The sequence below is a fragment of the Filimonas zeae genome (assembly GCF_014641615.1).
In the GTDB taxonomy this organism is placed as follows: domain Bacteria; phylum Bacteroidota; class Bacteroidia; order Chitinophagales; family Chitinophagaceae; genus Filimonas; species Filimonas zeae.
The window spans coordinates 302,552-324,569 of record NZ_BMIB01000006.1 but is presented as its reverse complement, the minus strand read 5'-3'; the positions used below and the strand labels follow the sequence as shown (position 1 = coordinate 324,569).

The 22,018-nt window shown below is 45.2% G+C and carries 14 protein-coding genes; 10 read left to right on the top strand and 4 right to left on the bottom strand.

The genetic code is table 11. The features are described from left to right. Positions 1 to 258 precede the first annotated feature (258 nt). On the top strand, positions 259 to 8,805 hold the full coding sequence (locus tag IEY13_RS27530) for a PKD domain-containing protein (RefSeq protein ID WP_188958565.1): 8,547 nt from the start codon (positions 259 to 261) through the stop codon (positions 8,803 to 8,805). Positions 8,806 to 8,822: 17 nt separating this feature from the next. After that, positions 8,823 to 9,863 (top strand): PorP/SprF family type IX secretion system membrane protein, encoded by a 1,041-nt coding sequence (locus IEY13_RS27525; protein ID WP_188958563.1) that lies wholly within the window; start codon positions 8,823 to 8,825, stop codon positions 9,861 to 9,863. 279 nt (positions 9,864 to 10,142) lie between these two features. On the opposite strand, the gene IEY13_RS27520 is transcribed toward IEY13_RS27525, so the two are convergent. Beyond that, positions 10,143 to 10,415, bottom strand: coding sequence for a helix-turn-helix domain-containing protein (locus IEY13_RS27520; RefSeq protein WP_188958561.1), 273 nt, complete (start codon positions 10,413 to 10,415; stop codon positions 10,143 to 10,145). A gap of 286 nt (positions 10,416 to 10,701) precedes the next feature. Between IEY13_RS27520 and typA the strand changes: the two genes are divergently transcribed. From typA to IEY13_RS27495, 5 genes are all read left to right on the top strand, one after another. After that, complete coding sequence (gene typA / locus IEY13_RS27515; RefSeq protein WP_188958559.1) at positions 10,702 to 12,513, top strand: translational GTPase TypA; 1,812 nt, start codon at positions 10,702 to 10,704, stop codon at positions 12,511 to 12,513. Between the two features lie 272 nt (positions 12,514 to 12,785). After that, on the top strand, positions 12,786 to 14,189 hold the full coding sequence (locus IEY13_RS27510; protein ID WP_188958557.1) for an MAC/perforin domain-containing protein: 1,404 nt from the start codon (positions 12,786 to 12,788) through the stop codon (positions 14,187 to 14,189). A gap of 140 nt (positions 14,190 to 14,329) precedes the next feature. After that, positions 14,330 to 14,551: a CAMCR motif-containing small membrane protein gene (locus tag IEY13_RS27505; RefSeq protein ID WP_188958556.1), complete on the top strand. Its 222-nt coding sequence runs from the start codon at positions 14,330 to 14,332 to the stop codon at positions 14,549 to 14,551. A gap of 99 nt (positions 14,552 to 14,650) precedes the next feature. Then, positions 14,651 to 15,727, top strand: a complete 1,077-nt coding sequence (locus IEY13_RS27500) for a glycosyltransferase family 4 protein (protein WP_188958555.1) — start codon at positions 14,651 to 14,653, stop codon at positions 15,725 to 15,727. 95 nt (positions 15,728 to 15,822) lie between these two features. Beyond that, positions 15,823 to 16,707 carry a lysophospholipid acyltransferase family protein gene (locus IEY13_RS27495; protein WP_188958554.1) on the top strand — a complete coding sequence of 295 codons (885 nt, stop codon included), beginning with the start codon at positions 15,823 to 15,825 and terminating at the stop codon, positions 16,705 to 16,707. A gap of 14 nt (positions 16,708 to 16,721) precedes the next feature. On the opposite strand, the gene IEY13_RS27490 is transcribed toward IEY13_RS27495, so the two are convergent. Together IEY13_RS27490 and IEY13_RS27485 are read right to left on the bottom strand one after the other, a co-directional pair. Further along, complete coding sequence (locus IEY13_RS27490; protein ID WP_188958553.1) at positions 16,722 to 17,585, bottom strand: glycosyltransferase; 864 nt, start codon at positions 17,583 to 17,585, stop codon at positions 16,722 to 16,724. 131 nt (positions 17,586 to 17,716) lie between these two features. Continuing rightward, positions 17,717 to 18,595, bottom strand: a complete 879-nt coding sequence (locus IEY13_RS27485) for a hypothetical protein (protein ID WP_188958552.1) — start codon at positions 18,593 to 18,595, stop codon at positions 17,717 to 17,719. A gap of 101 nt (positions 18,596 to 18,696) precedes the next feature. Between IEY13_RS27485 and IEY13_RS27480 the strand changes: the two genes are divergently transcribed. Beyond that, positions 18,697 to 19,623 carry a glycosyltransferase family 2 protein gene (locus IEY13_RS27480; RefSeq protein ID WP_188958551.1) on the top strand — a complete coding sequence of 309 codons (927 nt, stop codon included), beginning with the start codon at positions 18,697 to 18,699 and terminating at the stop codon, positions 19,621 to 19,623. A gap of 12 nt (positions 19,624 to 19,635) precedes the next feature. Then, on the top strand, positions 19,636 to 20,397 hold the full coding sequence (locus tag IEY13_RS27475; RefSeq protein WP_188958550.1) for a glycosyltransferase family 2 protein: 762 nt from the start codon (positions 19,636 to 19,638) through the stop codon (positions 20,395 to 20,397). Here the strand turns inward: IEY13_RS27475 and IEY13_RS27470 are convergent. Then, positions 20,394 to 21,266 carry a glycosyltransferase family protein gene (locus IEY13_RS27470; RefSeq protein WP_188958549.1) on the bottom strand — a complete coding sequence of 291 codons (873 nt, stop codon included), beginning with the start codon at positions 21,264 to 21,266 and terminating at the stop codon, positions 20,394 to 20,396. The two genes, IEY13_RS27475 and IEY13_RS27470, sit on opposite strands and share 4 nt — an antisense overlap. A gap of 102 nt (positions 21,267 to 21,368) precedes the next feature. Between IEY13_RS27470 and IEY13_RS27465 the strand changes: the two genes are divergently transcribed. Continuing rightward, the gene (locus tag IEY13_RS27465; protein WP_188958548.1) at positions 21,369 to 22,010 is read left to right on the top strand and encodes an LON peptidase substrate-binding domain-containing protein; all 642 of its coding nucleotides are present in this window, start codon (positions 21,369 to 21,371) and stop codon (positions 22,008 to 22,010) included. Positions 22,011 to 22,018 lie beyond the last annotated feature (8 nt).

Sequence of the window (22,018 nt, the reverse complement as noted above, 5' to 3'; positions counted from 1 at the left end):
GTAGCTGGAGAAGCACCATATTACAAAGTGCTGCCGGAAAAATGCGGTATGCAACCCATTGATAGTCAGTTAATCAGTGGTAAAAAACAACTGTATTTGTAGTTGAAAATCAACTCAGTAGTTTTACTGATGACGGGTTCGTTCCCTTAAATAAGCGACACGCGCTTAGGGGTATTAGTACTACTTTCCCGCCCGCATTAAGCTAACTAGCGCCAGGCTGCATTTGGCGTAAACGTTAGTATAACATCCAATATCAGTATGAAATCCCCCCTAACCCTGTACCTGACTGTATTGTCGTGCTTTTTAAGTACCCTGTTGGTTGCGCAAACAGTTTCTATAGACGCCACTCATTTACCGGCTGGTCCTTATGTTTCCGGTAGTACCATAGCGGTTCCTGTAAATGGCAGTGAATTGTTTTACTCAGACAATACATTCGAATTGTACCTGTCTGATGCATCTGGCAGCTTTGCTTCTGAAGCATTGATTGGTTCTTACAACGGTATTTATGCGGATTTTGTAAACGGCACTCTGCCTGCAGGGTTAACACCTGGCGGCAACTATAAAGTGAGAGTAAAAACTACTTCGCCAGCTTCAGTTTCCGCATCCTTCGACATTACCATAGGTACAGGCAGTGTGGTTAATGCAGGTGCAACGCCTACAAATAGTGATGATATACTGGTGGCGGGGTTGTTTTATGGGTGGTGTACAAACACAGGCGGCCCCAAAACTATTACATTCAGCAACCTTTCTACTACAGGTGCTGTTACCACTGCCACGCTGATTAATGAACAAACCGGAGCCGTAAGTACGCTTTCTCTGGACAATTTATATAATCAGTGGCGGGATGTGAATTTAGACGGCAATTATTACACTTTGATTGTAAATGCGGAGCAAAACGGGGTGATAAGTACGCGTGCTTATACCATTATTAATAGCCCTTTTACCAATAGTCTTACCTATCGCCCCCAGGCATCTGGCTGTATACCATCTATTACCAGCTTTTTTATCAGCACTGATCCCAGAAGTGGGGTGGGTTCTAACTATCCAGGCTTACGATACCTGGTAGAATGGGGGGATAATACTTCCACCATTTATTCTCTTGATTCTCTGCGTACACTTAATGGAGATATTTCGCATCAATATAGAATAACATCCTGCGGTAACGGAACCGGCGATATGTTTACTGTCAGGGTGTCAACTATGTTTCCCATTTCTTCAGCCTGTAGCCAGCCGAGTAGTTTACAAACTACCATACAGGTTTTTATGCGACCGGAGTCACATTTTGAGTTTCCGAATCCTGCTTGTGTGGGTACTAACGTTGTGTTTACCAATACCAGTGTAATAGGAAATGGTAGTATGGCTAACGTATGTACGGCTGCCGCCAAATATGTATGGTATGTAGATGGCGTAGAGGTGTACAATTCAGTAACTCCTATACCTGGCAGGCCCAGTATTTCACAAACATTTATGCAGCCTGGCAGACACCTTATCCGTTTGGATGTATCAAACTCGCCCTGTGGCGTGGATACGCATGAAGAAATTATTTGCGTTGAAGACCGCCCGAGAGCGAGGTTTACTATGACGGGTGCAGATACCGGATGTGTAGGGCATAGTGTACAGGTAGATACGGTGGATATAAACAGAGGCTACTATTGTAATCCTTTCACCACCCGCTGGCATGTATACGATCGTAACAACAACGAAGTGGCCCCCGGCAGCCGTTTTACCGTTACACCCAGCATGACAGCAGGCAACCCCACTTTTACTTTTCGCGACTCTGGTTTATATTATATAGATATTGCTTACACCAACTCCTGTGGTGATGTATACGCGGGCAAAAGAAGTGTATATATTATACCGAGAGCTCAGGTAGTGATGCAGGGGGCTAAGGCATATTGCGGATCAAGAACTATTGACTTTTATAATATTAATCACCAGCCGTTTTACAGTTCTAACCTGTGGGATGATCACGTTAGCTGGGAAATTACCGCTCCTGCCGGTGCCACTTACAGCTATACCGGTGCAACCGATTCGCACAGCAAGTTTCCTTCGCTGATATTATCAGGATTAGGTACTTATAAAATGGTGCTTACGTTTACCAACCGGTGTAATGTGATTAAAGATTCGCAGCTGGTACGTATAGATTCCGGGGTGACTTCCGAAATACTGAGACCGATATTACCGGATACGGCAGTTTGTTATACCGTAAATAGCATTCAGCTTTCCGGTGCGCCCGGTGGTGCCTATGGCTCAGTAAGATGGAGCACTTCTAATAATGGTACGTTTACTACACCCACCCAAAACAGTACTACCTATAATATAGGTAACGGTGATAGAAGTACCGGATGGGCCAGATTAAGCTATACGGTTAACCCCGTGGTGCTGGTGGGTGAAACCATTCCCAATGCGTGCCCGGCTATACAGGATACGTTGCGGCTGAGGGTGTATCCCAGAATATATGGCACCGACAGAAATGTGGACAAGTGTAGCGGTGTTCCTATTGATGAAGCGCTTTCTTCTGTGGCGGGAACCAGTTATACATGGACGGCCTCTGCGCGGTCAGGCTCTGCCAGCGGCTTCCATAGCCAGTCTGTTCCGGTTGCCGGTGGTGCTATACGCGATGTAATTATTAATGACTCCCGTTCGGTAGATGCGGTAGTGCGTTATGTAGTAACTCCTTATGCCAATGGTTGTATCGGCGAGCCGTTTACTATCACGGTTACGATAAAGCCAACTCCGCTGGTATCTGTGGCACGCACTGCCGATACTATCTGTAGCGGAGCTACTACTGCGCTGGCGCTTACCAGCTCTGTAAACAACACTACTTACAGATGGACTTCGGTTGCCATGGATTCTGTTACAGGTAACTCGTTACTACAGGTAACGGTGCCATCTAATAACACTACTACCATTGCGGACAGATTGGTGAATGTGGGCAACGTTCCCAAATCGGTACGTTATGCCATCAGTGTTGCCGGCGTAACCGGCTGTCAAAGCCCGGATACTACTGTGGCAGTATGGGTGTGGCCGCGGGTAACTCCTGCTGCTGCCGGTGACGATCAGTATCTGTGTAACCAAACCAGCACTGCGCTGGAAGGAAACGATCCTATTGTGGGTACCGGTACATGGACGCAGATTGGCACTACCACCGCGGTAATTACTAATCCGCATGTTTATAATACTACTATTACTAATCTTCGCCCTGAAGTGGATTATACTTTCCGTTGGTTAATTGATGAAGGCAAAGACTGCGGAACCTCAGAAGATGTGGTGATGATATACAACCGGCCGGAGGTAGAAATACCTGTGGCGGGAACAGATATAGTGGTGTGTGATTTTACCAGCTCCACCAACAACAGTACGGTGCTACATGCTACCCCGGTAGTGCGTTCTTATGAGCGCGGAACCTGGAGTGTAATAACCAAACCTGCTGGCAGCAGTACTGCTTTTTCAGATGAACATGATGCGACTGCTACATTTTTCTTTAATAGAGAAGGAGCCTATACCCTGAAGTGGGAAGTGGCGGGCGATGCACAGTGTACGCCTCAAAGCGACCTGGTAGATGTGAACGTATATGCCAAACCTGAAGTAGGTTCTATTATAGCAGGTGCCGATAGGGTGTGTGAGGGGGCAGATGTAACCTTGTCTTTACCGGCAGGTTCTTATACGGGTGTTATTAAAAAATGGCAGTACAATCCTGATCCCGTTCGTACACCGGATGTATGGCGTGATACGCTGGTAGATAGTAACAGCCCCACTATTACATTTGAAAATGTACAGGACACTTTTGCGGTGCGGGCTGTGGTGATTTCTGCAGGTGCCAACGCGGCGTGCCCCAGTTATGTAGACGCTAACCCGCTTACTATTTATGTGGCTGCTCTCAGCCAGGGTGGCCATACCATAAAGAGCGACAGTGTGTGTATCTCTTCCAACTTTGGTACGGTGTATCTGGAAAACCAGCTGGGTAGTATTGTAAGATGGGAAACCTCATTAGATAATGGTATTACCTGGAACAGCTTTGGCAATGCCGGCAGAAGACAGATGAACTTTAATAATATTACGCAGAGCACCTTATTCAGAGCAGTGGTGCAGAACGGCGTGTGTAGTGCTGTTGTATCGGACAGTTCTATGATAAAAGTAAAACCGGAAACTACTGTACCTGTTGTTACCGGAAACGCAACGTTGTGTAACATACCTTCTACCACGTTAACCGCAAATGCAGTGAGCGCGGAGGAAGTAGGGGTGTGGACGCCTGCCACCAGCAACCCTGCTTCTGTATACTCCGATTTAAGTAATCCGGTGCTTACGGTCAGTGCTGTTGCAACTGCTGCCACGCTTCCTCCCGGGCTGTACAGTTTTACCTGGAGTATTGATAACGGCGCGTGTCCGTCGCAGTCTTATACGTTCGACTTTACGGTATCTGCTGGTGCTATCGGCGGCAGCACATCCCGCCCGGCTACCTTTTGTATAGGTTCTGCCAACGGAACTATTACCCTTTCGGGCCAGCGTGGTACGGTGGTAGAATGGCAGATGAGTACAGATAATGAAGCTACCTGGAGCACTGCTACCAATACCAATAACTCCACCAGTTATTCTTACTTTAACTTACAAACTACTACTGCTTTCCGCGCAGTGGTTATTAATGGTAACTGTACTTCTCCGGTATATTCTTCTGCTACTACTATTACGGTTAAACCAAGAGTTACCGTATCGGATGCGGGTGCCGATAAAGATTTGTGTAATGTTACACAAACCGGCTTATCTGCCAGCACAGCGGCGGCAGGTGAAACAGCCAGATGGACGCAGAGTGTACGTAACATTACCGGTGCTACCCTGGCTGATGCTACCAGTGCTACTACTACAGTAAGTGGTTTACGGCCCGGTAATACGTATACGTTTATATGGACGATGAGTAACGGCACCTGTGCTGATACCAGAGACTCTATTGAAGTTATTGTACGCCCGGCGCTTACTAATACTATACATAATGCAGATACTACTGTGTGTGAGGGTACACTGGTTAGCATACCAGGCAATGCACCTAAGGGTGGTAATGGTATATATACATATCAGTGGCAATACAGCACAGACGGAACTACCTGGCAAAACTTTGGTATTAACTCTACTGCCGGAAGCTTTTCGCTGGTAGCCTCTAATACTATATATATACGCAGAAGGGTAACTTCCGGCCCCTGCGTTGAATATAGCCCTGTTAAAATACTTACCGTTAAAAAGGGTATTGGCAACAACCATATTGATGCAGATACCACGCTTTGTTACAACGAGCTGTCTGGTGCAATCCGTGGCTCTGACCCTACCGATGGTGGTGATGCGGCTGATTATATATACGTATGGGAGGAAAGTACCGATGGAGGTGTAACCTGGGTGCCTGTTGTGGGTGCTAACTCGCGCAATTACGATGCGGGCCGTTTAACACAAACCACCTTATACCGCAGAAAGGTGAGTACCCAAATGTGTTTTGGTGAGTTAACCAGCACCAGTAATATTATTGCCAAAACGGTAAACAACGATGCCAGAGCTGAGTTTTCTGTAGCAAGAAACACCGGTTGTGTGCCGTTTGAAATTAACCGCAACAATATTGTGGTGAATCCTTTTTACGATCGCAACAGCCATTTTCAGTGGATGGTAAATGGCGTATCAATAGGTACCAGTGCTGAGTTTCCGGGTTATACAGTTTCAGAAGAAGATGATTCGGTTACCGTAAAGCTGTTTGTAACCAGCACTTTTGGTTGTAAGAATGATAGCCTGGAAGCAGTGTTTTATTCGTATCCTGTACCGCAGCCTCAATTTATTGTAAGTGAAGACAATAGTTGCGGACCGTACAACGTGCGGATTACCAACCAATCGAAGAAGAGTCCGCGTATTACCTATACCTGGGATTTTGGCAATGGCCAAACCTCTGCTTTATTTGATGCACCGGATATTACGTATGACATAAGTACGTTGCGCAGAGATACTATCTATCACATTAAACTGATAGCAACCAATGAGTGTGCTACCGAAGTAGCTACCCACAACATTCTGGTAAGGGCTAAACCGCGTGCAGCATTCACTCCTTCTCAAACAAGAGGTTGTTCTCCGTTTACGGTTGACTTTAACAACAACTCGCTGGGTGAGCGTGTTACTTATACCTGGCATTTTGCAGATGGCAGCAGAGATTCGGTTACTACTGCAACTGGCCTGATGCGCCATACGTATGTTACCTATGTACAGGATACCTTCCGCGTAAGGCTGATTGCGGTAAATGAATGTGGTGCAGATACCAGTTTCTACAATGTTATAGTAACCCCTAATCTTGTAAGGTTAAACATGTCTGTTAACGGTGATGAGCGTATTGGCTGTACCCCTTTAACAGTAAACTTTATGAACAATACCCGCGGCGCTACCAGCTTCCGCTGGGATTTTGGCGATGGTAATGTAGTAAGCACCACCGAGAACATTGAAACGGTGAGGCATATTTACACCCAGCCGGGTAAATATAAAATTACACTGATAGCCTCTAACGGCTGTACGGATACTACGGGTTATGAAGCAGTGGAATCGCTGGTGGTACCGGTAGTTGATTTTACACCGATACCTTCTGAGATATGCGTGGGCGATTCGCTGCTGTTCAGAAACGACAGTCCGTCTGCCTTAACAGGCAGTGCCTGGAACTTTGGAGATGGGCATACCTCTTCACTGCCCAGTCCAAAACATGCCTACCAGGCAGCGGGTACGTTTACTGCTACGCTGGTGGGCACTATTGTGTATGAAGGAGGCAACGTGTGTTCAGACAGAGCTTCTTATCCCATAAGGGTAATGGCGGCACGGCCAGGTATGTTTACGGTAAGTGATACGGTGGGTAACTGCGTACCGTTTACGGTTACGTTTACCAACATCTCTAAACCTTCTGCATTAACACGCTGGAACTTTGGTGATGGCAGCACTGCTACGGGCGATGTGGTTTCGCATACTTACACCAGCAACAATACCTATCTGGTTACCATGAGTGCGCTGCATCCGGAAGGTTGTACGTTTACTACTTCCCGTAACATTCTAATACAGGGACCTGAGGGCAACCTGGCTTACGACAACGGTTATATCTGTAAGGATAAACCAGTTCGTTTTGAAGTATTTGCCAGACGTGCCAACAGGTACGAGTGGGTATTTGGAGACGGAGATACTCTGGTTACCGCTTCTAACGTAGTATTCCATACCTATAAGCAGTCGGGCATTTACATTCCTTCTGTACAGTTGTTATCAGATGAGTGTGGTGTATGGTTGTATGGTGATAAACAGATACTGGTAGATTATTATCAGGCAGGCTTTAACTGGGCACAGCAACAGAGTTGCGGTAACAGCCTGGTTGCCTTTACAGACTCTTCCCGTTCTTACTTTGGCATACAGGACTGGAGCTGGAACTTTGGCGATGGCGGTACCGGCAACGGACCTAATGCACAGCATACCTATAACGGCACCAATACCTTTCCGGCGCAATTAGTTATTACCGGTACCAGCGGTTGCCGCGATACGGTACGCAACCCTGTTTCAGTGAAACCGAACAATCCTCCGATTGCTTCTGTGAATGCACCTGTAACGGGATGTGAACATACGAATATGACATTCAGGGCGGTGGTGAACTCAGAAGATGAGGTGACTTTATACGCATGGAACTTCAGTAACAGATTTGCCACTAACGGACCGGAAATAACCACCGCCTTTAATACTTCCGGCAATTATCAGGTACAACTGGTAGCGGGTACTAAGTTTGGTTGCTACGATACGGTGTCGTTCCCATTCTTTATTAATCCTTCCCCTATACTGGATTTGGGTAATGATGTATCTATCTGCCGTGGGCAGAGTACGCAGCTGATGTTGAATGGCGCGCCCGCCGCGGCATGGTCGCCCCTGAACGATCTTAGTTGCGGAACCTGTTTAACTCCGGTGGCTTCACCTGCCGAAACCCGTAAGTATTTTGTACGCGGTACCAATGCCTTTGGTTGCAGTAGTATGGATTCTATTATCGTAAATGTGGTACAGCCATCAAAAGTGATAGCAGAACCTTTTGATACTATTTGTCTGGGCCAGACGGCACAGTTATCTGTAAGCGGCTTTGCCAACTTCAGCTGGACGCCAGCGGCTACCCTGAACGATGCCAAAAGCGCTACACCGGTAGCCTTCCCAACTTTAAACACCCGTTACCAGGTAATAGGAACAGATGCACAAAACTGTTTCCGCGATACAGCTTATGTAACAGTTGCTGTAGGCGGCTGGCCAACGGTAGATCTGGGGCCTGACAGGGTATTGAGTACGGGTACAGAGTTAAGGTTAACGCCTACGGTTTCTAACGGTCCTATCATCAGTTGGATGTGGGCACCTTCCAAAGACCTGAGTTGTAACAACTGTCCATCACCGGTGGCTACCGTTAAAACGGATATCTGTTATGTGGTAAATGCAGAAAACATATACCACTGCGCGGTTAAAGACACCATGTGCATACAAGCCTTCTGCGAAAGTACACAGGTATACATTCCTAACGCTTTTGTACCTGGCAGCACCACCAATGGTCTGTTGATGGTGAGAGGTCAGGGTATACGTACTATTAAAACCTTCCGCATATTCAACCGCTGGGGCCAGGTAGTGTTTGAGCGATCCAGCTTCCCGCCTAATGACCGGTCTTTTGGATGGGATGGAAGAGTGAAGGGAATACCTGCTTCTCCGGATGTATATGTGTATACGTGTGAGGTGGTTTGTGAAGATGGTAAGGCGTTCACCTATAAAGGCAACGTGGCTATATTAAAATAAACAGTAAAAAAGATATTATGTGGCGATTGGTGTTCATGCGTTGGTGGCTTTGCACTATAGCGATATTCTTTTTAATCCTGTCCGGCAACGGGCAGGATTACACGTTTTCGCAGTTTAACGAGTTGCCGTTGATGCGTAACCCTGCACTGGCTGGTGTGTTTAATGGCGATATGCGTATCAGCGGCGCCTGGCGTAATCAATGGCAGAGTGTAACCACACCTTTTCAAACCGGGGCATTAAGTGCAGAGTTTAAGTTTCCGGTTAGGGAGTGGAACGACTGGGTTACCGTGGGTTTGCAGGCTACGTACGATGTAGCGGGGGATATTAAACTGAAGCGCACACAGCTGCTGCCTGTATTGAACTACCATAAATCGCTTAGCGGTAATGCGGATGATTATTTGTCTGTGGCTTTTATGGGCGGTCCGGTAAACAGCCAGTTCGACCCCACCAAACTACGGATGGATGACCAGTTTATTGGCGGAACGTACGACCCCAATATGCCCACCAATCAAACTTTTGAACGCACGGGCTTTAATTACTGGGATGCTTCAACCGGTATTACCTACAGCAGTGGTTTTGGCGAAAACAGCCGTTATTACGTGGGGCTGGGCATGTTTCACCTGAACAAGCCAAAAGTGGCTTTTTATGCCAGTAACTCTAACGTATACCTCAACCCCAAATATGCCATTAACATAGGTGCTACGCTGCCTACTTCTGACTTTAACCGCCTCATTTTGTACGGCGATTATTTTATTCAGGGAGGCTACCGGCAGTTTCTGGGTGGTGCCTTATATGGCACTGACCTGATGCAGAACTACGATGATGAAAATGTGTTTTCCCTGTACTTTGGCGGGTATTACCGCTGGAATGATGCCCTTGTACCGATGGTTAAAATGGATATGTACGATTTGTCTATCGGTATGAGCTACGATATCAATATTTCCAAACTCCGGTCCGCTTCGCAGCTGCGGGGTGGTTTTGAATTAACGGCCACTTATAAAACCAAATTTGCCCACCGTTCTGAGGAAGCCAGCCGGGTGCGTTGTGTGTGGTTTTAGGTAGCGTGAGAAACGTATGTGGTGTACTTACTTTTATTACAGCGATGTATAGGGGGTGGTTTATACCCTTCTGATGGGTATGAGGATGGTGGAAGGATACCGGGAGCATCCTACGGGTTAGTATGGAGTAGCTACGGAGGAAACATGGAGTATACATGGACTTATCCACACTTAAACCGGGGTAAGCCACGGGGTAATGGTAATACATACGATTTCTGTTCCGGAAGATTTCGTCAGCCGGTAATTAAAACAATGTATTGGTTTTGTGTTGTTTAAGCGTTATTCAACGCTGTCCGCAATCCACGGTTCCAGGTTAAAAAAGCCGGAGTAATCGAATCTGCTCCAGAAATCGGGGGGTGAGCAGTCGTAAATCTGTAGTAGCTGGTTCAGGCGGCACATGCGGAAGTCGCATTTCCCATTCTCCATTTTGCTGATTAATTCTTTGCTGGTACCGGCCTTCATGGCCACATAAGCCTGTTTCAGTCCTCTTTCCCGCCTCACAATACGCAGTACGGCGCCCACGTTTTGCCTGGTGTAAGTTGGTTTCTGCATGTTAAAGCAATCGTTTTGGTTATTTTTCGAAAGATGAATGAGATTCCATCGAATATATAGCGAATTTAAGCATACCTCCTGATTTTTAGAGAGATTTGTTGCAGAAAACGGGGTTGCTGACCTATGAACGCACTGATGCCTCTCGCTTGCTGCCATTAATTTTAGGTGAAAAAATCCTAACATCCCGTTTTCCTTTTTCCCTGCCGGTATCTTTTCGTACCTTTGCGGCCAAATTAGGTTGGATGGATTTCCTTTCAACTATAAAACCATTCATCATTTGTATTTTATGGATATAAGAAACATCGCCATTATTGCTCACGTTGACCACGGTAAAACCACCCTGGTAGATCGTATTTTACACACTGCCAAAGTGTTCCGCGATAACCAGGAAACCGGTGAACTGATCATGGACAATAATGACCTTGAAAGAGAAAGAGGTATTACCATATTCAGTAAAAACGCAGCTGTTACCCATAACGGCGTTAAAATAAACGTTATTGATACTCCTGGTCACGCCGACTTTGGTGGTGAAGTGGAGCGCGTACTTAAAATGGCCGACGGTGTAATTTTGCTGGTGGATGCTTTTGAAGGCCCTATGCCTCAAACGCGTTTTGTACTGCAGAAAGCATTACAACTGAACCTGAAGCCAATGGTGGTAATTAACAAGGTAGATAAGCCTAACTGTCGCCCTGACGAAGTGCATGACGCGGTATTTGAGCTGTTCTTTAACCTGGATGCCACGGAAGATCAGCTGAACTTCCCTACTTACTACGGTAGTGGTAAAAACGGCTGGTTCAACGATTCATTAACACCTACTGAAGATATCATGCCGCTGATGGATGGTATTCTAAAGCACGTGCCTGCACCAAAAGTAAACGAAGGTCCGCTGCAAATGCAGATCACTTCCCTGGATTACTCTTCTTTCCTGGGCCGTATTGCTATTGGTAAAGTAACCCGCGGTACTATTAAAGAAAACCAGCCTATTGCACTGATGCAGGCGGATGGCACTGTTAAAAAACAGAAAGTACGCGAACTGTATGTGTTTGAAGGCATGGGCAAACGTAAGGTAACGGAAGTTATTGCCGGCGACCTGTGTGCAGTAGTTGGTTTGGAAGATTTCAACATTGGTGATACTATATCTGACGTAGAAGTTCAGGAAGCGCTGCCTATCATCAGCGTGGATGAGCCTACTATGAACATGACGTTCAGTATTAACAACTCTCCTTTCTTTGGCCGTGATGGTAAGTTTGTTACCAGCCGTCACCTGCGTGACCGTCTGATGAAAGAGACTGAGAAAAACCTGGCGTTACGTGTGGTGGATACCGATAACGGTGATACCTTCCTGGTATATGGCCGTGGTATTCTGCACCTGGGTGTACTGATTGAAACTATGCGTCGCGAAGGTTACGAGTTAACTGTAGGTCAGCCTCAGGTAATTGTTAAAACCATCGATGGTAAAAAATCTGAGCCTTACGAGAACCTGGTAGTAGACGTGCCGCAGGAGTTTGCGAGCAAGGTTATTGACCTGGTTACCCGCCGTAAAGGTGAAATGCATGTAATGGAAACCAAAGGTGATATGCAACACCTGGAGTTTGAAATTCCTTCACGTGGTTTGATTGGCCTGCGTACGCAGATGCTGACCGCTACAACGGGTGAAGCTGTAATGGCGCACCGTTTTAACGAGTACAAACCATGGAAAGGTGTTATTCCTGGCCGTAACAACGGTGTGTTACTGGCTAAACAAACAGGTTCTACCACTGGTTACTCTATTGATAAATTACAGGACAGAGGTACTTTCTTTGTTGATCCGGGAGAGGAAGTATACGCTGGTCAGATCATTGCCGAGCACATTAAGCCAGGAGATCTGGTAGTAAACGCTATTGAAGGTAAAAAGCTGACCAACATGCGTGCAAGCGGTAGTGATGCAGCTACCAACATTGCCCCTAAAACACTGATGACGCTGGAAGAATGTATGGAATACATTCAGGGCGATGAGTGTATTGAGGTTACGCCTAACCACATCCGTATGCGTAAAACCGTTCTGGACGAAGAAGAGCGTAAAAAACAATCACGTTCTATGAAGGCTGAAGAAGCATAGATTCTTTTGACTTTTACAATACCGGAGGCTGTTTCAGAAATGAAACAGCCTTTTTTGTAATCTTTACTGCAAAAATTAAATATTTTTAGTCTCCGTATTTTTATAAAAAAATACGTTCTTTGTATAAACAAAGCAATTAGCTAACCCTAACCTAAATTTGGCTTATGCAAACCAGAGAATACCGCAATCTCATATCTTTTTTGAGTAACTCCGCAATGTGTTTTTGCTAGCCCAATTCTTTAGTCTAAACTCTTTAATATTTATTTCCAATTATGAAAAAAGTCCTATTTGCAATCCTAACAGGATCGTTATTGTGGTCCTGCAAAAAAGAAAAAGACCTGCAACCTTTAACCAACACCGATTCTTCTGTTGTTTCTCACAGCCCACTCAAAGGGGGTGATGGAATCTATGATGTATTGGGCTGTGGCTATGATCTTACTACGCAGTTTGCACATCCGTCAGGCTCAAGATCGCCTATTGTTGATATTGATAAATTGAAGGCTGCTTATCCCACGCGTGTAGAGGATCTGATGCTCAGGGAGCAGGATTTTTATTACGAATGGGGTTCAAATGCCTTGGACTACACGAAGAAGCTTGCATTCAGCGTAACCGGGAGCTCTACCCTTAGTGCGTTCACCGGTGAGGTTAAGTTCTCAACAAATGAAAGTGACAGTTTTTCATCTAAGTATATCCATGGTATTTATATAATCATGGTTAAGCAAAAGCAGGTAAGGTTTGATTCCGATCCTGTTTTGCTCAGACAATACCTTACCGATGATTTCCTTGATTATATACAAAATAAGTCACCTGAAATGATTGTGACTAAATTTGGTACCCATGTGCTTACCAATATTATCACAGGTGGTAAACTACAAATTACCTATCACAGCGAAACCACCAGTGAAAACAGGAGCAAAGCTGCGCAGGCGGGTGTTAAAACATCTGTAGGCAAGATTTTCAGTTTAAATACCAATATAGATATCAGTGAAACTGAGGCGAATAAAAATACAAAATGGGTACTTAGATATAGAAGTGTAGGAGGAGATCCGACTAAAAATATACAGGGCATCAGACAACAAGGGGTAGACGAAGCACCTGTTGATTATTCTGCATGGCAGGCGTCTGCCACTCCGGAAAGAGCAGAACTGATTGAATTTGGTCCCAATGCTCTGATCCCTATCTACGAGTTAATAACAGATCCTGTAAAAAAAGCAGCAGTACAGAACTATATAACCCAATATCTGCAGGCAAAGACTGTTAATTTGACTTATGCAACTGCGCCGTTATATATGTTTTATAACTGGGACCTGAACGACCACTTTTTAACTACAGAGCCTAACGAACTTGCCGGACTCAGAAACTGGGAGGCAAGAGGGGTACTCGGTAATATCTATCTTGACAATTCTATGAGTGGTACGGTTCCTTTATACAGATATTATATGTATAACAGTACGCGCTTTTACACTACCAATTACATGGAATTGGGTGCAGGCAATCAGAATGGGCATCTGGAAAAAATATCAGGTTATATTTTTCCTACACAAGTGGCTGGTACTATCCCTATTTACCGTTACAATTATCAGGGACACCACCGTTATACAATTAACTGGAACGAGCTTGGAAATGGAGCCGCAGGCTGGGTATATGAAGGTATTACAGGCTACATTAAGCAGTAATAATAATAGGGTTGCCTTGTTTCAGCTAAATAATGTGCCCTCTGAGTCATTTCAGGGGGCATTTCATTATATGTTAGTTTTTTGGCTTGCTGATTACTCAAACCAGAGGTTTTGTATCTTTGCATACTTAATTCACAGGTATGAAGAAAGGCATTGTTTTATTGCTGGTGATGATGGTGTTGGTGCTGCCTTTTTATACGCAGGCACAATGTTCAATCTGTACCAAAACAGCTATGCAGTTGGGCGAGGGCCCTGCCAAGGGGCTGAACGCCGGTATCCTGTATCTGATGGCTACACCGCTGGCCATTATGGGTATCATTGGCTTCCGCTGGTGGAAGCGCGAAAAGAGCGCTGTCGTTTAGTAACCCTGCTTTTTCGGCAGAAGGCTTACCATTTAATTCACAATTGTTTGATAACTGCTACCGGCAAATAATGTTAGCTTTATGGCAACTTATTCCCGGATGAAAGTTACATTTTTATTGCCTGCCAGAGGGCTTGTTCCTACAGGGGGATACAAGGTTGTTTTGGAGTATGCCAACAAAATGGTGGCTGATAATATAGACGTTACCCTTATTTATCCTTTCGATCTTAAACGAAATAAGATACTTGCAGAAGGCTGGCTGGGTAAACTGCGGCTTTGCAAAAAGGCGCTAACCAAAACGCTGAAGAAACAGTATTCTGTAAACGCCTGGTTTAAGCTAGACAGCCGGGTGCGCGAGAAAGTGGTGCCCTACCTGCATCACTGGTTCATACCTGATGCAGATGTAGTGTTTGCCACTGCCTGGGAAACGGCAGAGTGGGTAAATACATTTCCTGACCGGAAGGGTAAAAAGTTTTACCTGGTGCAGCATTATGAAGACTGGTATGGCACAGATAAGGAGGCGGTAGATGCTACCTGGAAAATGCCACTGAATAAAGTAGTAATAGCTACTTGGTTACAGGAATATGCAGAATCACTGGGCCAGCCGAGTGTATTAATAAGAAACGGACTCAATTTTAAAGACTATTATATTGAAACGCCTATAGCCACCCGGCCGCGGCATCATGTTTCCATGCTGTATCACGATCTGGAGATAAAGGGCAGTGTATATGGTATACGTGCGCTGGAGCAGGTGAAAAAGGAAATACCCGAATTAGAGGTAACCCTGTTTGGCACGTTTGAAAAGCCGGATTGGATACCGGAGTGGATGGCGTACCACTATGTGCCAAAGAACCTGCGGGATATTTATAACAGCTCTTCTATTTTTATAAGTGCAAGTATTGAGGAAGGCTGGGGGTTGCCCCGTGCAGAAGCTATGCAGTGCGGCTGTGCGGTAGTGCTTACGGCTACTGGCGGGCATCTGGATTATGGCACGCAGGGAGTGGATTGTATATTTACCCCGGTAAGAGATGTGGATGCAATGGCAAATGCTATAACAGACCTTATCCGTAATGATGATAAGCGGATTGCCATTGCAAAGGCCGGTAACCAAACGGTGCAGCAGTTCACCTGGGAAAGTGCTTACGGCCGCATTAAAGAATATATGCAGCAGGCATAATTGCTGCTCCGGGCCCTGGAGGTGACCTTCCGGGCTGTTTGTTTTACAACCTTCTATTGCACAGTTAGTGTACCTTTACCGTTTAGTGGTGTGTTATGTATAGGATAGTTTATTCTGCTTTATATCTGGTATCGTTACTTCCGTTCCGGGCTTTATACCTGCTTAGTGATTTTGCGGCTTTTCTGCTGTATGCTGTAATCCGTTACAGAAGAGATGTGGTGCTTTCTAACCTGAAAACGGCTTTTCCGGAAAAGACGGATAAAGAACTTGAGGCAATAACCAGAGAGTTTTATGTAAACTTCACAGATAATTTTATTGAAACCATAAAGCTGCTTTCCATTTCTGAAAAAGCGTTGCGGAAAAGGCTTTCTGTAGACACCAGTGTTCTGAAACAGGTATATGCCAAAGGGCAGAAAGTGGAAATAAGCCTGGGACACTTTTTTAACTGGGAAATAGCTAACATGGCGTTTAGCCTTAACAACCCGTTTGATCAGCTGGTGGTGTACATGCCTATTTCCAATAAGATTATGGAGCGGATGTTTGTGCATTTGCGCACCCGCTTTGGCAGTAAGCTAATTGCTGCTTCCAATTTCAGAAGAGAAATTACGCCTTATCTGCGTAAGCAGCATTGCCTTATTCTGGTGGCCGATCAGAACGCCGGTGCGGCAGAGCAGGCTTACTGGCTGCCCTTTTTTGGTAAGATGGCCTCTTTTGTTACCGGCCCGGAAAAGAACGCGAAAATGAATGATGCCGCTGTGGTAATGGGGTGCATTAAACGAGTGAAGAGAGGATACTACAGCGCCACACTTACTCTGCTTACCGCAGAGCCCAAAAGCATGCCCAACGGCGCTATTACCAAAGCACTTGCCAGCCATATTGAGCAATGCATCAGAGAACAGCCGGCTAACTATTTATGGAGCCACCGCCGCTGGAAAACGCCTTTTGATGCAGAAAAGCACGGGCATCTGGTGCTGGAGTAACCTCTCTTTCTGTATTAATCTTCTTTCTTACCCATTTTACCGTTTCGGAAGTCACGTATAGCCTGGCGGGTAAGTTTGATTACTTTAACCGCATCGCGGCCGTAAAAGATATTCTTTTTAATATAGCCTTTTACGTAAGGGCGCAACCGCACAGAAAACTCCGGGTTAGACGTTTTGTATTTATCTTCTATATATAGCATGTTTCTATAGCTGTAATAGCAGCGGATGGGCGAGTGCACCAGTTTTTCCTTTTTTATCAAAAAAAGGGTTTTCAGAGATGCTCTTTTTACATACACACCCAGCGTATGCTGCAGGTATATGTTTTTAAGCTGTACTGTTTTGTACCCGGCCATGGCAGCCCTTACACAGTATTCTGTATCGACAAAGTCGATAAACAGATTTTCATCAAACTCTCCAATTGCGTTAAACAGCGACAGGTTAAGCAGTGCGCCTGAGGTAATGGTATCCTCTACTTCTTCAGAAGCGCAATCCGGCGTGGAAGGCAGGTTTTCCCTTCCAAATGCGGGGCCAATGAATGCAGTGGTGGCTTTGTTTCCAAAGTTGTGAAAGCAGTTAAAGTAGTAGCGGATGGCTTCCTCATTAAAACTGGAATCCTGATCCATGGTAAGCAGCCAGTCAAACCCGTCTGCTATAGCCATTTTGGCGGCAACGTTCAGTACTTTGGCAATGCCATCGTTGCGGCCGCTGTGAAAGAATTGGATGTTTGGTAAATGGTTGAGTTTGTCGCGAAATTCCGAAGCAGTTTTTTCTGTGTTGTCAAATACATACAATGTTTCTACATAGGAGGCGTAAGATTGGATATTGGTAATTACCTCATCCTCAGGATGGTATAATATAACCACTGCAGCTATTCTCATATAAAGGAATCTGGTTTATAACAGTCGTTGTCCAAACGAAAAAGCACGTAAAATTCAAATGTAACTGAAAAATAAAACTTCCGCATTGCCGAAATCCGGGATTTAAACGCAGAAAGTATCGCAAATATTTTCTACCTGATACTATTCAGATACGAAACGTTGCGTGGTGGAAACCATTTATTTATCAGCTTTTGCAGGCGTGTATTAGTGTTGGGTATTTCTTTTGTGACCGGGATTTGGTTAAAGTTTGTTTGACCTATGAGGTCTGTGATTTGGTTAAACTTGTATTGTTTGAAGCCTGCCTGTATAAAAAGCTGTTCTATAAATCTGTTCCAGTCTGGTTTGTTACTCCAATAGTGTGCAATATAGTCCGCAGCGGGTTTCAGCTGGTAATTTTCTTTCAGGGCCACTGCCAGTGCATACTGCTCAATTAATCTTCTGGTTACGTTTTGTGCGCACATCTCATCACACAACGCCAGCGCCATCCGGCATTCGTTGCCGTTAACGGAGTTGGGGGTAAGTACAACGCCGGCATTCCACATTGCATGTGCAGGTGTTATGGTAACGCCTCCAAACACCTTTCCGCCTATCTGCTGCCACATTCTTTTTTCTGTTTTGCTTGTGGCATCGGGCAGTGCTTTTTCCAGTACGTGCATACGGGCAACGCCCTGTGCAGCCTCCTGTACAAGCTCTGCAAGGCTGCGGTAGGCAAACGTGTCTGTATCCAGATACAGCACAGGCTGGCCGGGGTATTGCGCACAAACCTGTTCAATGGCCTTTATTTTAACGCGCCAGAAAAAGTTGTGCGGCCCTTCCCATTCCTCCAGTAGGGTGCTCTGTATCGGTATAATATCTATGTGTTGCTCCAGACTTTTATAAAAGTCCGGCAGATCCGTCATAACATGAATAGCGGTGATATTCTGTTTCTGAGCTAACAGCGAATGGATGCAGAAATGAGCCTGCGTGTGATTGGATAAGTTATCGCCGAAAGTGAGAAACAATACGTGCATATGATCTGGTTACAATAGATACCGGTAAAAATAAAAGCTAATGTCTAAGAATTTAACTGTAATAAAGAATTTAATTTGCGCAGATAGTCAATTCCCCTGGTATGAGTGATGCCCGTATTTCTGTTGTTTTGTGCACGTATAATGGCAGTGCTTTTATAGATGAGCAGATTGCTTCTATTACGGCACAGGAGTACGCACCCTATGAAATTATTATCCAAGACGACCGTTCTACAGACGATACATGGGATAAACTGCAGCGTTGGCAGCAGAAAGACGAACGTATTCGTTTATTCAGAAATGCAGAGAATCTGGGTTACAACAGGAACTTTGAACTGGCTATGAAACTGGCTACCGGCGACTTTATAGCCATCAGCGATCAGGACGATATATGGCTTCCCAAAAAGCTAGGTAGCCTGCTGCAGGCTTTTACCGGTGATGATATTGTGCTGGCACATAACCGTTCCGTTCGGTTGGAGAATGGGGAGCTGGACTATAAAAAGAGTAAGCTGCAGCATCATTTTTCAGGTGATGATACCAGAAAGCTGTTGTTTTTTAACCAGATTATGGGGCATGATATGCTGTTCAGGCAATCGCTGGTGCAACATATTCTACCTATTCCGGCGGGTATGTCGTACGACTGGTGGATTGCGGTAGTGGCTACCTGTTACGGCAGGGTGGTTTCTGTAGAAGATTATCTGGTGTACCATCGTATACACGGCAACAATAATTATTTCAGCAAAACAGCGGCTTCCAAAAAAAAGGAACTGGATCTGGATGCCACGCTGCGGCTGTTTTACACTATACCGGCTTTAAAGCCGGCTGTTAAAACCTATTTGTCCACACTGCTAAATCTGCTGGAACAAAAGCAGCATCAACCCGGCTTTAGCCGGCCTTTTTTCTTTTTCCTGTACCGCAACCGCAAAACCATCTTTGGGCATAAGCGCAGACTTTTTCCTGAAATATCTTATCTGAAAAATTCTATTAAGTATGCAAAGCTGGATTTTAAAGGCAAAGGCATTACTTTTTAATTACCCGTGTGTATGGCAAACGATAAAATATCTGTAGTGATTATTTGCCGGGATGCGGCAGTCACCATTGAAAAGGTAATTGCTTCTTCTTTTCAGATTTCAGACGATGTGCTGGTGATAGACAGCGGCAGCATAGACGGTACCCAGGAAAAAGTAAAAGCTACGGGCGCAAGTCTGGTAGAAACGGTGTGGCAGGGATATGGCGCTACCAAAAACTATGGCAATACACTGGCAAAGCACAATTGGATATTCAGCCTGGATGCTGATGAATATATAGATGCGGAACTGGCTTTGGAAGTAAATAAACTAACCCTGGAAGATAGTACCGCCTCTTATACCACCAGGCGCATTAACTACCTGGGCAACCATGCCATACGGTTTGGTGAATGGGGTAAGGGATCGGGGCTGGTGCATCGTTTGTTTAACAGAACCAATGCCAGCTGGGATACCAGCCCTGTGCATGAAAAGCTGCTTTTTAATACAGAAGGTGCAGTACACCGTTTGGGTGGATCGCTTCATCATTATACCTCACCGGATATAGAAGCCTATCAGCGCAAGTTGAACAAATATGCCACATTGATGGCGGAGAAATACCGGTTAAAAGGCAAAAAGGCTACACCCTTTAAACGCCTGCTGTCTCCCCTGTTCAACTTTACCCAAAACTATGTTTTTAAAGGCGGCTTTCTGGATGGTAAAGACGGCTGGCGAATAGCACGCGCACATGCACGCTATACCTTTCTTAAGTACCAGCTTTTACACGGGGCAAAAGCTTAGATTTTTTTATAGTTTTTGAAGGTGAACAGCCTTACCCCGGTGAGCTTTTCAATAAAGTACAGAAACTTGTTTTTTAGAGAAAAGCGCTTTTTGCTGATGTCCAGGTTTACCTTCCATGTTTGCTTTTCTACTCTGGAACGCATAACGGCAGGGTGCTGGCCGGTAAACTTCTTCAGCGAGTCAAACTCGTTAAAATCAAACACGTCGGTGGAGCTCATAAACTCATTCAGGTCTTTATCATCACTCAGCCAGTATTTGGCTGCGTCTTTCATTTTCCGTTTCATCTGAGCGGGGCTTTTAACCCAGCCGTAATGGTATACCCATGCGTTTGCGGGTTTTACGTTCAGCTTTCTGGTACCTACGCGAAAGCCTTGTGCATCGCGGTAAGCTGTTATTTTTTTATCGTTGCGGATAATACGCACTTCGTGGTCGTACCATTTTCTGGAATCGCCTACGTAATCGTAGGTGCCATAAAAATGGAGATACTTAAACAGCAGGCCTTCTACCCTTTTATCGTCTTTATATTTGCGGCACGCTTCTTTAATGGCGGCGTGGCTGCTTTCAGGTACTACTTCATCGCCCTGAATATAAAAAGCCCAGTCAGCATCGGGGCTAACAAGCCGAAAAGCTTTATCGGTTTCTACGGCCAGTACTACGCCTCCGGAGCGGAGGTTAGGGTCCCACACGGAATCGAATATTTTTATTTTGCTGTCGCCCATCGATTCAATCAGCTGTCTGGTTTCATCTATACAATCACCTATCAGTACCACCATCTCATCTACCACGGGCAGAATGGACTGAATGGCCTCTACAATGGGATAGTCGTTGTGGATGGCATTTTTGATAATGGTGAAACCCGCTATTTTCATGTAATCAGATGATTTAAACGGGCTCAAAGAACCGAAAACTTTTGTAATAAATAATAAATGATAGCTTCGCAACTGGCCGGGGCTATGACCGGCTTGTGAAATATGACCAATTTTATCAGAATATTCCCGCTGGGTATAGTAGTATATCCGGGAGAAAATTTGAACCTGCATATTTTTGAAGAGCAGTATAAGCAGTTGGTTCAGGAGTGTTATGCAGAGGGCAAGCCCTTTGGTATTCCTACGGTAATGAACAACGAAATGCTGGAGATGGGTACCGTGGTTACTATTACGGAAATAACCAAGGTGTATGATGATGGGAAAATGGATATTAAAACCCGGGGCACCAGCATATTCAGGATACTGGAAGTGGTACAGAAGGTGCCGGATAAACTATACAGCGGTGCCATTGTAAACCATCCCGACAACGATATTGCGCATAACCGTTACCGCATGGGTAAGGTGCTGGAATTGCTGAGGCACCTGCATAGCCTGTTGCGGGTAGATAAAAATTTTGGCAAGGATGACAGGGATCTGATCAGCTATGATATAGCGCACCATACCGGTTTGTCATTGGAAGAGGAATATGAACTGTTACAACTATTACAGGAAGATCAGCGGCTGGAATACCTGAAAAGGCATTTGTCGAAAGTAATTCCCATTGTAGGTGGAATGGAAAACCTGAAGGCGAGGATTCAACTGAACGGACATTTTAAAGAACTGAAAGGATTTAACCTGGACTTGTAAAGTGCGAT

Excerpts from the sequence above, each read along its gene's own strand:
- IEY13_RS27485 (WP_188958552.1), bottom strand. The coding sequence starts at position 18,595 with ATGCACGTATTGTTTCTCACTTTCGGCGATAACTTATCCAATCACACG.
- IEY13_RS27495 (WP_188958554.1), top strand. The coding sequence starts at position 15,823 with ATGTATAGGATAGTTTATTCTGCTTTATATCTGGTATCGTTACTTCCG.
- typA (WP_188958559.1), top strand. The coding sequence starts at position 10,702 with ATGGATATAAGAAACATCGCCATTATTGCTCACGTTGACCACGGTAAA.
- IEY13_RS27475 (WP_188958550.1), top strand. The coding sequence starts at position 19,636 with ATGGCAAACGATAAAATATCTGTAGTGATTATTTGCCGGGATGCGGCA.
- IEY13_RS27505 (WP_188958556.1), top strand. The coding sequence starts at position 14,330 with ATGAAGAAAGGCATTGTTTTATTGCTGGTGATGATGGTGTTGGTGCTG.
- IEY13_RS27480 (WP_188958551.1), top strand. The coding sequence starts at position 18,697 with ATGAGTGATGCCCGTATTTCTGTTGTTTTGTGCACGTATAATGGCAGT.
- IEY13_RS27490 (WP_188958553.1), bottom strand. The coding sequence starts at position 17,585 with ATGAGAATAGCTGCAGTGGTTATATTATACCATCCTGAGGATGAGGTA.
- IEY13_RS27500 (WP_188958555.1), top strand. The coding sequence starts at position 14,651 with ATGAAAGTTACATTTTTATTGCCTGCCAGAGGGCTTGTTCCTACAGGG.
- IEY13_RS27510 (WP_188958557.1), top strand. The coding sequence starts at position 12,786 with ATGAAAAAAGTCCTATTTGCAATCCTAACAGGATCGTTATTGTGGTCC.
- IEY13_RS27465 (WP_188958548.1), top strand. The coding sequence starts at position 21,369 with ATGACCAATTTTATCAGAATATTCCCGCTGGGTATAGTAGTATATCCG.
- IEY13_RS27470 (WP_188958549.1), bottom strand. The coding sequence starts at position 21,266 with ATGAAAATAGCGGGTTTCACCATTATCAAAAATGCCATCCACAACGAC.
- IEY13_RS27525 (WP_188958563.1), top strand. The coding sequence starts at position 8,823 with ATGTGGCGATTGGTGTTCATGCGTTGGTGGCTTTGCACTATAGCGATA.
- IEY13_RS27520 (WP_188958561.1), bottom strand. The coding sequence starts at position 10,415 with ATGCAGAAACCAACTTACACCAGGCAAAACGTGGGCGCCGTACTGCGT.
- IEY13_RS27530 (WP_188958565.1), top strand. The coding sequence starts at position 259 with ATGAAATCCCCCCTAACCCTGTACCTGACTGTATTGTCGTGCTTTTTA.